The sequence below is a fragment of the Acinetobacter sp. YH12249 genome (assembly GCF_013417475.1).
GTDB lineage: Bacteria > Pseudomonadota > Gammaproteobacteria > Pseudomonadales > Moraxellaceae > Acinetobacter.
Genome location: NZ_VPDX01000045.1, coordinates 1 through 12,505, shown reverse-complemented (window position 1 = coordinate 12,505; position 12,505 = coordinate 1). Strand labels below are relative to the sequence as shown.

The following is a 12,505-nucleotide window of genomic DNA, read 5'->3' as shown; positions in this document are numbered from 1 at the left end:
TTGTTCCATTTTAGAGATTTGTTTAAGATAAGATATAACTCATTGAGATGTGTCATAGTATTCGTCGTTAGAAAACAATTATTGTGACATTATTTCAATGAGTTATCTATTTTTGTCGTGTACAGAGGTAAGTAGATAAAAAAATGATAAGGTGAAAAAAATAAATGCAAAGTGTAATGGAAATGACCGATTATTTTAATGATAACTCCCCAAAAACAACACGCCCGCTAGTAGCTTTATATTGTGGCTCTCGTGCCGGCAACAAACCGATTTATCTGGAAAAAGCGATTCAACTGTCACAAGGTCTGGCCGAACATGGTTTTGGTCTGGTCTATGGCGGCGCCAGTATTGGTCTGATGGGCCAGGTGGCAGACACCATGATTCAGCATGGTGGTGAAGCGGTGGGCGTGATTCCGGAATTTATGCTGGATTATGAGATTGCCCATCCTCAACTCACAGAACTGCATATCGTCACCAGCATGCATCAGCGTAAGGCCATGATGGCAGATCGTGCCTGTGCCTTTGTCGCCTTGCCGGGTGGATTGGGAACCTTTGAAGAAATTCTGGAAATTGCGACCTGGGGTCAGCTGAACCAGCATCAAAAACCGATGATGCTGTATAACGTCAATGGCTTTTATAATCCCCTGATTGCCCAGCTTGATCTTGCGGTGCAGGAAGGCTTCTTGCCGCCCCAACATCGGGCTAAACTGATTATCTGTGAACATGCAGATCAGATTTATACCACCTTGCTGAATCTGGATGCTCCGCAACGTTTCGTCGTTTAAATTTTCTTGTCTGCTTTAAATAGCAATGATTTAAAGCCATAAAAAAGCGAGCTTGATGCTCGCTTTTTTCATTTATACATGCCAAGACATTAACCGGAAATCGTGTGATAGAACCAAGGCAAAGTCGTCGCCAGAAACACACTAATGGCTAGACCAAACATCAGTTTCATGGCATCTTTGCTGACATTCCGTGAAGTACGGTGCTTGTTGACTTCGGTCACCAGCATCGAAATCGCAAATTCACGACCGGCCAGTAACCCCAGGAATACCCAAGTGGTACTCATCGGGATGTTACTCCACTCTTTGAACACCAGCAGAATCAATGCATAAATAAAGTCGATAATCGTAGCAGAACGGACATCCGTCACCCCGGTCTTGGTATCAACAATATTCTGGATAGCTCCACCACGCTGGTAAAGAATCATGCCCAGTAGTATCACAAAGACAGAAATGGCAAAGATCAGGAACTCAAACGGCACCTGACGTGGCACATAAACAAAGATATTAGCCAGATCCTGGATCAGCCACTGGCTCCACAGAAATGCCGTAGATAGCCATTGCAAGGCCATCCACATCGGAGAATGTTGCTGATCACGGGTTTCACTGAAATAGACCGCGAGTTTTTTCATGACCAGACGATAGATCACAATCGCCACAAAGAAAGCGACGGCGTAACCCATCATAGACTTGGTCAGCATGGAACCCAGACTGCTCGGGGAGAAGATCGTGAGCACCAAGAAAGTAGTACTGACCGGAATGCCATATTTAGTCAAAATAATCAGTAAAAGAGGCGGTACCACATATAGCCAGGTGACCCCATCTTCAGGGAAAGGAATGGTTTCCAGACGTCCATAAGAGGCATCCCCTACTCCAGAAGCAAACCAGCCATACATTAACACCACAACCAGAATAGTACTGATGTAAATCCAGAGTACCCACCATGGGCGATGTGAGTTCGATGAAATAAATGTTCCTAATGTTTGCGGAACATCATTCCCCACGATGGAATAGGCGGCCAGACAGAAGCCAACTACCATCAGAATCTCGATGGTCATAAGTACAAAACCTTTTACTAGACAGTTCCCAGTACAGCAGTTCTGGAAGTTTGCCCCAGATTATGACGGTTTTATTTCATTTTCATGACATTTCCGTCATATTTTTTTGTAGCCTGCTCCTTAAAAAGAAGCTTGAAGTGTTCCAAAAATGACGTATTTATGAATCTGTATCAATTTGAGAGGTTCGCAGTATAGAAATATATCTTTTACCCTTTCCTCTTCAATAACTGAAATCAGGCTGTGAATTCATTAGCATTTTGTCTACACGACTCCTATTCACAATCGTTTTTATTTCAGTCACACTGCTGCATAGATTTCTTTAAACTATTAAAAATAGATGATTTTTTAAATCCATGAATGTCACTCCTACGCATCAATCCCTACAACCTGAATTCAGACTGCTGGTCTTGCTGGTATCGATTGGCTTTTTCATGCAAGGCCTGGATACCACGATTATCAATACCGCCTTGCCTGCGATTGCCAGTAACCTGCAGGAAGATCCGTTACGGATGCATAGTGTGGTGGTGGCCTATGTGCTTTCTGTGGCAGCCTGCATTCCCTTAAGTGGCTGGCTGGCAGATCGCTTTGGGGTTCGGAATATCTATTTTGCAGCGATCATTATTTTTGCTCTGGCCTCACTCGGCTGTGCCTGGTCTGAGAATCTGAATGAACTACTGGTTTATCGGGTATTTCAGGGCATTGGAGGTGCTTTGCTGCTTCCAGTCGGACGACTGGCCATGCTGAAAATTATTCCTCGTACCCAGTTTCTATCCGCTATGAGTCTGATGAGTCTGGCCGGACTAATGGGTCCTTTAATCGGTCCAACCTTAGGTGGCTGGATGGTGGAATACCTGTCCTGGCACTGGATTTTCCTGATCAATCTGCCGATTGGTCTGCTGGGTGCATTGATTACCTTTAAAGCTATGCCCAATATTACCGAACCGACGGTACAGCGTTTTGATTTTGGCGGTTTTATTCTACTGGTCATCGCAATGATCGGCTTGTGTCTAGGGATTGAAAACTTTGCCAATCCACAATATCCACTATGGTGGAGCTTAAGTCTGGTCGGAAGTGGTCTGATTGCCTCACTCATCTACGCCTACCATTCGCATACTCATCTGAATGCACTATTTCGCAGTAAATTATTTAAAAATAAGATCTATTCGATTGGCATTCTGGGTAATTTCTTTGCCCGGCTCGGCGGTAACTCGATTCCGTTTTTATTGCCTTTAATGTTGCAGGTCGCTTTTGGTTTTGAACCTTTTATTACCGGTTTACTGATGATTCCAACCGTACTCGGTTCTTTAGCATCTAAACCGATTATCCGCAAAATCATTCAACGTTTCGGTTATCGTAGAGTCTTGTTGATCAACACCTTGCTGGTCGGTCTATGTATTGCCAGTTTTGCCTTGACTACGGCGGAAACCCCAATCTGGCTAAGAGCCATTCATTTCTTTGTGTTCGGGATTCTGAATTCCCTGCAATTTGTCTCAATGAATACGTTAACTTTAAAAGATTTAAGCCAGCAGGACGCCAGCAGTGGCAACAGTTTCCTGTCGATGATTATGATGCTGTCAATGAGTATCGGGGTGGCACTGGCGGGTACGCTGGTGAATATGTTTAGTGCCTACTTCGGCCCTGAACAGCTGGACAATGCCTTCCATGTTTCGCTGCTCTGTCTGGGCTGTATTAATATTATTGCTGCCTATATTTTCTGGCATATTCCCAAAAATACGCCAGTCTAGGGCAGAATATATACTCGATATGAATATCCGTAAATCAGGCCACCGTGCAAATGAAAACAGCTCCCACCTCTAGCAACTGGAAAAAATACTCAGTAATTGCAGTCGGGCTGCTGATTACACTTGTGGTGACGTCTGTGCTTTATCTGCTGGTTTTCAAACAGCCGTCAGCGCATGCAGCAGATTATCCGATTCATGGTTTCGATGTTTCCCATCATCAGAAAGAAATAGACTGGAAGAAAATCCCGAAACAGAAATATAAATTTGTCTATTTAAAATCCACAGAAGGCGGCGATTTTAAAGATACCAAGTTTCAGGAATACTGGCTGCAGGCCCGCGAACAGGGCTTTCTGGTCGGTGCTTATCATTTTTACCGACTTTGCCGTGATGGCAGCATTCAGGCTCAGAATTTTATAGAGTCTGTCCCACGTAAAAGTGATGCCCTGCCTCCTGTAATGGATCTGGAATATGACAGCAAGTGCATTAATCACTACTCCAAAGAGCAGCTGCTCAAGGAAATCCGGATCATGCATGATGCCTTAAAACACCATTATGGCAAGCAGCCGATCTTCTATGTGTCGAAATCTTTTTATAATATCGTGCTGGCGGGAGAGTTTACTGACGTACCGCTCTGGGTACGTGAGTACCAAGGTTTACCAGATTTAAAGGGTCCGCCTAAATGGACCTTCTGGCAACATACCAGTCAGGGTGAAATTCCCGGCATTGCCCGTACTGTGGATCTCAACGTGTTTTATGGCTCAGAGCAGGACTGGATCAAATTTTTACAGCAGAACAGTATTCCCACCCAGGATCAGCCCAAGCCTCCGGCCAAGAAATAAACTCAATTTCTCCCTGATTCAACCATGAAATGGATATTGAATTATTTAGGCAGGATATGCTTCGTCTTGAATAATGCTTTAGCCTGTTTACTTGTCAATCCGGTCTCTTCCCAATCCAGCTAAAGCCACTTAAGATACTGGATATGCGCAAAATTATTCATATCGATATGGATGCCTTCTACGCCTCAGTCGAGCTGCGTGAGCGTCCGGAGCTGAACGCTCTGCCTGTGGTGATTGCCTCGCATCATCCGCGGGCAGTGGTCGCGGCTGCCTCCTATCCGGCCCGCGAATTCGGACTGCGCTCTGCCATGCCGATGACTCAAGCACGTAAGCTCTGCCCTCAGGTCATCGTGATTGAACCAGATTTTGCCAAATACCGTCAGGTCTCTGGTCAGATTCATCAAATATTTCAAACTTATACCAAGGTCATCGAACCGTTGTCTCTGGATGAAGCTTATCTGGATGTCACCGAAAATTTGCAGCAGATTCCGAGTGCCACTGAAGTGGCAATGCGCATTCGTGAAGATATTTTTCAAACTACTGGACTAACCGCTTCTGCTGGCGTGGCGCCGAATAAATTTCTCGCTAAAATCGCCTCTGACTGGCATAAGCCGAATGGAATCTGTGTTATCAAACCTTCACAAGTACAGCGTTTTATTCAGGATCTTCCACTGAAGAAAATTCCCGGTGTAGGCAAAGTCACTCAAGAAAAACTAAAAAGTTTGAATCTGGAAACCTTGGGAGATTTACAGCAGACTGAAGAAGCGATCCTGATTCAGCATTTTGGCAAATATGGACGGCGTCTTTTTCTTTATGCTCAAGGCATTGATGATCGGCCAGTTGAAGCTGAACGGGAACGCCAACAGATTTCCAAGGAAACGACTTTCGATGATGATCTGTATTTACCGCAATGCCAGCCTTACTGGCAGCCATTAATTGCCCAGCTCTGGCAAAATCTGGAAAAAAAACAGCTCTCTGCCCGCGGGGTTACTGTAAAACTGAGAATGAAAAATTTTCAGACCATGCAGCATAGTAAAAGCTTCAGCCAGCTGCTGCGTAGCCCGCAAGAACTGGAGCAGGCTTTACACTTATTGCTTCAAGAGATGCATATTACTCCTCAACTGCAGTTTCGGCTGATTGGGCTTGGCGTCTATCAGCTCGCTGCACGTGAAACAGAAACGCAATTGCTGCTACTTTAAGCCTATTTTGTACAAGTATTAGACGTTAGTTTAAAAATACGGCAACTTTGTTTTTACATTTTGAATTTTTGGAGTACTCTATCTGCGCAATGCATTATCCATGTATGTGCTGAGATGCTGAAAATCACCTTTACTTTCAGCATACTGTCCTGTGATTGGCGTGACGATCAAATCCGAATATTACAGGGCAACTCTGATGTATCTCATGGAATCCCTCCCTGCATGTCCTCTGTAAATTCTTCTGTTATTCAAGAACGACGCGCGCGTAAAGCGGCGTTATCCAGTTTTGTTGGTGCTGTTGTCGATTGGTATGATTTTCTCCTTTACGGCATTGTTGCAGCCTTAATTTTTAAAGACCAGTTTTTCCCAAGTATTGGGGCTAATATGGGCACCTTGGCGGCACTAGCGACCTTTGGTGTTGGCTTTCTGTTTCGCCCTCTAGGCGGTGTGGTATTTGGCCATTTCGGCGACAAGCTCGGCCGCAAGAAAATGCTGGTACTCACTGTCATCCTGATGGGGATTTCTACTGTCGGGATTGGTTTTTTACCTAATTTTGAAGCTATTGGCTGGTGGGCACCGGTTTTACTGGTGACCCTGCGTGCCATTCAAGGCTTTGCAGTCGGTGGTGAATGGGGTGGTGCTGCCCTGATGGCGGTGGAAAATGCGCCTAAAGGCAAAAAAGCCTTTTATAGCAGTGGCGTTCAGGTCGGCTATGGCGTAGGTCTGGTACTGGCAACGGGTGCGGTATCGATCATTATTGCTACACTGGGTGAAGAGGCTTTTGCTGAATGGGCTTGGCGTATTCCGTTTATTGCCAGTATCGTGCTGATCGGAATTGCGATGTGGATTCGCCGTGATCAGGATGAATCCCAAGAATTCGTAGAGAAAGTAATTAAGGCGGATCATCATCCAGAAAAACTGCCGATCTTGCAGGCAATCAGCAAACATCCTAAAGCTTTCTTTTATATTATTGCCTTACGTTTGACCGAACTGCTGACCATGTATCTGGTCACCAACTTTGCCCTGAACTATTCCACCAATAATCTGGGCATGGACAAACAGTTCTTCCTGAATATCACCCTGATGATCGGTGCGATCAGCTGTTTCAGTATTCCTTTCTTTGCTTGGCTCTCCGATAAAATCCAGCATAAAACCATGTGTGTCTGGGGTGGCCTGATCGGTGCACTGTCTGCTTTCCCTTTCTTTATGGCACTGGATGCACAAAATACCTGGATGATTATTGTTGGCGCCATTCTACTGGCCAATGTCGCGCATGACATGGTGGTCAGCGTGCATCAACCCATCTTCACCTCGCTATTTGGTACAGAATACCGCTATAGCGGTGCCGGAGTCGGTTATCAGGTTGCCAGTATTATCGGTGGTGGTTTTACCCCGATGATTGCAGCCTCCTTAGTGATTTGGGGTGATGGTTCATGGCATTATGTAGCCATCTATCTTGCGATAGGCTGCCTATTGACTGCATTAGTCGCAGCCTTGATGCCAAAAACCAAGGATTAAGCTAATGTCCGTTCAACGTTTGCATGTTTCACAACGCTTTTCTGAGATCGCCATTGCCGGCAATCTGGTTCATCTCGCCGGTCAGCTGGCCACAGACCTGGATCTGGATATCAAAGGTCAAACCCAGCAGACACTGGATATTATCGACCAGTTCCTGGCGGATGCCGGTACCGATAAAAGCCAGATCATGTCGGTAACGATTTATCTCAAAGATATTGAAAAAGATTATGCTGCGTTTAATGAAGTCTGGGATGCCTGGGTAGCAGATATTCAAGCCCTGCCCCGCACTTGTGTCGAAGCTAAACTGTATGATCCACGCGTGTTAGTAGAACTGACTGTCGTAGCCGTCAAACCTGAATAGACTTCTATTCAGGCCTAATTGCTACTCATGTAAAATAGAAAAAAGTATGCGCTTGGCATACTTTTTTCGTTTAGGTTCTATCAGTTTAATGCTTTGACTTTACGTCGTTCCAGATCTGAATAGAGATGATATTTTTTGAGATCATTCACAGCAGTAAATCTCTGGTCTTTACTGGAATGCTCCTGCTCACGCAGGAAATCTCCTCGTAACTGATAATATTCCGGTACATCTTCATAGCGAATGACCCGATAACCGGCCATAGTCAACAAGGCATCCTGAAATTGCGCCTGCTGTGGACGTTTTAAAATTACCGGATCATCTACAGCTACAATGGCAACAATCTGGTATTGCTGATCCAGAATCACAAAATCTGCAATCAGATCACGATACTTGTGCCGGGTACGGCCAAATTTAGTGGTAAGTAGTGCGTCATAAGAAACATGTGCCAGTACAATATAATCTGGCAACACTTCTTTCAGGCGTGTAAACGTCAGTTGTTCATTTGGATTAAAAATAGCGCGCTGTTTTAAGGCACTGTCTTGTGGTTTGGGGCTATTCCTTAGCTGCTTCCATGCCATGAGCACGACACAGAACACCAAGAAACTCCCTATAATCATATAGGTGGTCATGACTCAATCCTTGCATTCTTATAATCATTCTTGTTTTATTATTATCCAGTATAAACCCATACTATTTTTAAAATTGCCCTGCTACCATTCTGTGTAGAGACCAATACAATTCTTAGCAAAACTTGATTGCCAGTTACTTAAAAACCGCTTTTTGCTATTTCAATAGAAATTAGGGTTAAATCCTTATATGCGACTGTAAAATAGTCTCCTGATAGATCGCAATATAAATCGGTTGAACTGTAAGACAATTCCGACAAAGTGTTATTTTTATATCATTTTTCAAAAATTTAAATCGACTAAAAATAAAATATTTTACATTTTAATTGAGAACCTGAAAGCCGCATCAATAAAGTCTGAACATAAAAAAGACACCCGAAGTGTCTTTTTTATCAGCTTAATCAAGCACGTGATTTTGGCTTTGATTTTGCTTTAGGTTTAGGGCCGCCGAATGGCTTTTTCGCATCACCCGTTTCACGCGGTGGCAGACCAGTATGCTGGGTCAGAATCTGGCCTTTTTTCGGACGGTTATTTTGAGCCTGACCACGATTACCTGGGTTAGCAGTACGTTTCTGTGAATCACCCGCTACAGTCGAATTCTTCTTACGTGCAGACTGGTATTGCCCATCTGTACCAGCAGGTTGATAGGTTGGAATCAGATGCTGTTTCGAGTTACCAATCAGATCCTGACGCCCCATTTCCTTTAAAGCTTCACGCAATAAAGGCCAGTTGTTTGGATCATGATAACGCAAGAAGGCTTTATGCAGACGACGACGTTTCTCACCTTTCACGATGTCCACATCTTCAGTATAACGCGCGACTTTCGCCAGCGGGTTTTTACCGGTGTAGTACATGGTGGTTGCAGTGGCCATTGGTGATGGATAGAAGGTTTGTACCTGATCGGCACGGAAGCCATTCTTTTTCAACCAGATAGCCAAATTCATCATGTCGTAATCGGTGGTACCCGGATGCGCCGCGATGAAATAAGGAATCAGATACTGTTCCTTACCGGCTTCCTTACTGAAACGGTCAAACATCTGCTTGAAGCGGTCATACGTCCCGATCCCCGGTTTCATCATCTTGGATAATGGACCTTTCTCGGTATGCTCTGGTGCAATCTTCAGATAACCACCCACATGATGGGTGACCAGCTCTCTGACATATTCCGGGTTCAATACGGCAAGGTCATAACGCAGACCTGAGCCAATCAGAATCTTTTTAATACCCGGTAAAGCACGTGCCTTACGATACAACTGAGTCAACGGTGCATGGTCAGTATGTAAATTTTGACATACACCTGGGAATACACAAGATGGTTTACGACAGTTCTTCTCAATCTCAGGATCTTTACATGCCAAACGGTACATGTTGGCTGTTGGGCCACCTAAATCCGAGATAATTCCAGTAAAGCCCGGTGCAGTATCACGAATCTTTTCCACTTCACGTAAAATCGATTCTTCAGAACGGTTCTGGATGATACGACCTTCATGTTCAGTGATCGAACAGAAAGTACAGCCACCGAAACAGCCACGCATGATGTTCACCGAAAACTTGATCATGTCGAAGGCCGGGAAGCGTGCATTACCATATACCGGATGTGGCAGACGTGCATAAGGCAGGTCAAACACATAATCCATTTCTTCAGTAGTCAATGGAATCGGTGGCGGATTGATCCACACATCACGTTCACCATGTTTTTGTACCAAGGCACGCGCGTTCCCTGGATTGGTTTCCAGATGCAGAATACGGTTCGCATGTGCATACAGCACAGGGTCATTCGCCACTTTTTCAAAAGAAGGCAAACGAATCACTGCCAATTCACGTGGTGGTAATTTATGTTTAATTGCTTTAGAAGCTGGTTGTAGCTGCACAATTTGCGTATCTGGATCTAAATTGTCCCCTTCACGCACGATTGGGTTGGCTACCACTTCTTTCTGGAAATTCTGGTATTGGCTTAAGCTGTTGCCTTTATCTTTTTCAATTTCACAACCATCAATATCTTCGCTCATCACATAGGGGTTGATGATCGGATCGACACGGCCAATGGTATCGACATCATTGGATGCGATTTCCACAAACTGGGCTTTCGCAGCACGGTTATGTTTATTGATAATGAATGCGGTACCACGAACATCAGTAATCTGATGAATCTTTTCACCCTTAGCCAGGCGATGCATGATTTCAATGATCGAGCGTTCGCCATTACCGTACATCAACAAGTCCGCTTTAGAATCCATTAAGATCGAACGACGGACTTTATCTGACCAGTAGTCATAATGTGCGATACGACGTAATGAACCTTCAATACCACCGAGTAATACCGGCACATCCGGGAAAGCTTCACGACAACGTTGGCAATAGACGGTTGCTGCGCGGTCTGGACGTTTATTCGGCTGGTTATCTGGAGAATAAGCATCATCTGAACGAATCTTACGATCCGCCGTATAACGGTTAATCATCGAGTCCATATTACCGGCAGAAACGCCCCAGGCAATATTCGGCTTACCGAGTACACGGAAGGCTTCTACATTAGTCCAGTCCGGCTGGGCAATAATCCCCACGCGGAAACCTTGTGCTTCGAGCACACGTCCAATGATCCCGGTCACAAATGACGGGTGGTCAATATAGGCATCACCGCAGACAAAAATAAAGTCACAACTGTCCCAACCGAGTTGGTCCATTTCCTCGCGTGACATCGGCAAAAAAGGCGCGGGTTCAAAACATGACGCCCAATATTTGTCGTAATCAAACAACGCTTTAGGCGCAGTCTGAGCGGTATAAGCAGTAGACATGGCTAGCAATTCTCGGCTGGCAGATGGAAGATCAGAAAAGTGATCAAAGATGAAAGCCGAATATTTTAGCATGAATTCGGCTTAGGTTGCTTGATTATAATTTATACAAAATTAGCTTTAAGCCCTTTATTAGGAATATATACTCATCCTGATTTTGAAGAATCATTTATAGGTTTTAAACGCTGTGCCATCCATAAACCCAATCCTAAAATAATAGCAATAAATATACTTAGTCCTAACCATCCGGAATTTTCCCAGAATAGTCCACTTGAACTTCCAAGTAAGCTTGAACCCAGGTAATAACAGAACAAATAAAGGGATGAACCTACCGCACGGTATTGTAAGGATTGCACCGATACCCAGCTACTAGTCGTCGAATGTGCAGCGAAAAAGGAAAAGGTAAAAATCAGCAAACCCATAAAGACTAAAGCCAAGTTATTAATCAACATTAAGGCTAAGCCAAACAGCATGGTACAAAGCATGGCGGCAAGTACCCTATAACGTCCAAACTTCCTGCTCCAAGCTGCGGCTCGTGGCGAGCTATAAATTCCGGCCAGATAAGTAATCGAAATCAGACCAATCCAGACATGAGACAATTCAAATGGCGCTTGAATCAAACGATAACTCAAATAGTTAAATACCGAGACAAATCCCCCCATCAGGATAAAGCCCTGTAAAAACAGAATTCTTAATTTAGGATCACTCAGATTCTGTTGAAATGCTCTGATAAAACGGCTGAATTGAATTGGATAAGCCTGAAAGTGTCTGGACTTAGGTAATAGAAAATAGAAGGTTATAGCGATACATAGGTTCAGTAACCCAATGATCAGAGTCGCAGATTGCCAAGAAATAAAATCGACCAATGTCCCTGCGATCAACCGTCCGCTCATGCCCCCAATCGCAGTTCCGGAAATATACAGCCCCATGGCAAAGCCCACATCCTGCTCTACCACTTCCTCTCCAATATAAGTCATCGCCACGGCTGCCACACCACTGACCGTTAAACCAATCAGTACTCGTGTGGCTAGAAATATCGACCAGATTGGCAGTAAAGCACTGAGTAACAGTAAGACTGAAACTGAAAATAACGACCAGACCATTATCGGCTTACGGCCAAAACGGTCTGAAATCAGACCAGTAAAGATCAAGCCAATAGCCAAGGCAATGGTAGAGAAGGAAAGTGGAAAACTGCTTTGTGTTGGAGAGATATGAAAATAATCCGCCAGAATCGGCATCATCGGTTGGATACAATACAGCGATGAAAAAATCGCGAAACCCGCCAGAAATAAGGAGAATAAAATAGCTTTAAAAGCAGATGAACCATATGCGATATGGCTTGAAGATGAATTTGAGGACATATCCGCTCCATGAACCTGCTCAGTATACGCCTCTCAATTCGCCTTTTATGTGATGATTCAGTTTAAATAACCATCAAATAATTAATTTTCTTAAACCCCACGCATAAAAAAAGCCCCCTGCGTGAGCAGAGGGCTTTTGGAATAATGAGCTGGCGATGACTTACTCTCACATGGGAGACCCCACACTACCATCAGCGCTAAGAGGTTTCACTTCTGAGTTCGGGAAGGGA

The 12,505-nt window shown here is 44.4% G+C and carries 10 protein-coding genes; 6 read left to right on the top strand and 4 right to left on the bottom strand.

Features of this window, described 5'->3' with window-relative positions:
• Nucleotides 1-164 precede the first annotated feature (164 nt).
• On the top strand, nt 165-785 hold the full coding sequence (locus FTV25_RS15220) for a TIGR00730 family Rossman fold protein (RefSeq protein WP_034703864.1): 621 nt from the start codon (nt 165-167) through the stop codon (nt 783-785).
• 89 nt (nt 786-874) lie between these two features.
• On the opposite strand, the gene FTV25_RS15215 is transcribed toward FTV25_RS15220, so the two are convergent.
• Complete coding sequence (locus tag FTV25_RS15215; RefSeq protein WP_159123941.1) at nt 875-1,840, bottom strand: hypothetical protein; 966 nt, start codon at nt 1,838-1,840, stop codon at nt 875-877.
• 353 nt (nt 1,841-2,193) lie between these two features.
• Here FTV25_RS15215 and mdtD point away from each other — a divergent pair, with 353 nt between their 5' ends.
• The 5 genes from mdtD to FTV25_RS15190 all read left to right on the top strand — a co-directional run bounded on the left by mdtD (nt 2,194) and on the right by FTV25_RS15190 (nt 7,499).
• The gene (gene mdtD / locus FTV25_RS15210; protein ID WP_179992221.1) at nt 2,194-3,585 is read left to right on the top strand and encodes a multidrug transporter subunit MdtD; all 1,392 of its coding nucleotides are present in this window, start codon (nt 2,194-2,196) and stop codon (nt 3,583-3,585) included.
• A gap of 50 nt (nt 3,586-3,635) precedes the next feature.
• Nucleotides 3,636-4,421 (top strand): GH25 family lysozyme, encoded by a 786-nt coding sequence (locus tag FTV25_RS15205; protein ID WP_180004467.1) that lies wholly within the window; start codon nt 3,636-3,638, stop codon nt 4,419-4,421.
• A gap of 143 nt (nt 4,422-4,564) precedes the next feature.
• On the top strand, nt 4,565-5,620 hold the full coding sequence (gene dinB, locus FTV25_RS15200; RefSeq protein WP_180004468.1) for a DNA polymerase IV: 1,056 nt from the start codon (nt 4,565-4,567) through the stop codon (nt 5,618-5,620).
• A 222-nt stretch (nt 5,621-5,842) separates the two neighbouring features.
• Nucleotides 5,843-7,138 carry a shikimate transporter gene (gene shiA, locus FTV25_RS15195; protein WP_180004469.1) on the top strand — a complete coding sequence of 432 codons (1,296 nt, stop codon included), beginning with the start codon at nt 5,843-5,845 and terminating at the stop codon, nt 7,136-7,138.
• 4 nt (nt 7,139-7,142) lie between these two features.
• Nucleotides 7,143-7,499 (top strand): RidA family protein, encoded by a 357-nt coding sequence (locus tag FTV25_RS15190; RefSeq protein ID WP_166136540.1) that lies wholly within the window; start codon nt 7,143-7,145, stop codon nt 7,497-7,499.
• A gap of 80 nt (nt 7,500-7,579) precedes the next feature.
• Here FTV25_RS15190 and FTV25_RS15185 read toward each other — a convergent pair whose 3' ends face one another.
• The 3 genes from FTV25_RS15185 to FTV25_RS15175 form a co-directional block, all read right to left on the bottom strand.
• A complete protein-coding gene (locus FTV25_RS15185) occupies nt 7,580-8,128 on the bottom strand; it encodes a DUF2726 domain-containing protein (RefSeq protein ID WP_166136543.1) in 549 nt (182 codons plus the stop codon).
• A 398-nt stretch (nt 8,129-8,526) separates the two neighbouring features.
• A complete protein-coding gene (locus tag FTV25_RS15180) occupies nt 8,527-10,917 on the bottom strand; it encodes a YgiQ family radical SAM protein (RefSeq protein ID WP_180004471.1) in 2,391 nt (796 codons plus the stop codon).
• Nucleotides 10,918-11,060: 143 nt separating this feature from the next.
• On the bottom strand, nt 11,061-12,275 hold the full coding sequence (locus FTV25_RS15175) for an MFS transporter (RefSeq protein WP_180004470.1): 1,215 nt from the start codon (nt 12,273-12,275) through the stop codon (nt 11,061-11,063).
• Nucleotides 12,276-12,505: the final 230 nt, after the last annotated feature.

Excerpts from the sequence above, each read along its gene's own strand:
- FTV25_RS15220 (WP_034703864.1), top strand. The coding sequence starts at position 165 with ATGCAAAGTGTAATGGAAATGACCGATTATTTTAATGATAACTCCCCA.
- FTV25_RS15215 (WP_159123941.1), bottom strand. The coding sequence starts at position 1,840 with ATGACCATCGAGATTCTGATGGTAGTTGGCTTCTGTCTGGCCGCCTAT.
- mdtD (WP_179992221.1), top strand. The coding sequence starts at position 2,194 with ATGAATGTCACTCCTACGCATCAATCCCTACAACCTGAATTCAGACTG.
- FTV25_RS15205 (WP_180004467.1), top strand. The coding sequence starts at position 3,636 with ATGAAAACAGCTCCCACCTCTAGCAACTGGAAAAAATACTCAGTAATT.
- dinB (WP_180004468.1), top strand. The coding sequence starts at position 4,565 with ATGCGCAAAATTATTCATATCGATATGGATGCCTTCTACGCCTCAGTC.
- shiA (WP_180004469.1), top strand. The coding sequence starts at position 5,843 with ATGTCCTCTGTAAATTCTTCTGTTATTCAAGAACGACGCGCGCGTAAA.
- FTV25_RS15190 (WP_166136540.1), top strand. The coding sequence starts at position 7,143 with ATGTCCGTTCAACGTTTGCATGTTTCACAACGCTTTTCTGAGATCGCC.
- FTV25_RS15185 (WP_166136543.1), bottom strand. The coding sequence starts at position 8,128 with ATGACCACCTATATGATTATAGGGAGTTTCTTGGTGTTCTGTGTCGTG.
- FTV25_RS15180 (WP_180004471.1), bottom strand. The coding sequence starts at position 10,917 with ATGTCTACTGCTTATACCGCTCAGACTGCGCCTAAAGCGTTGTTTGAT.
- FTV25_RS15175 (WP_180004470.1), bottom strand. The coding sequence starts at position 12,275 with ATGTCCTCAAATTCATCTTCAAGCCATATCGCATATGGTTCATCTGCT.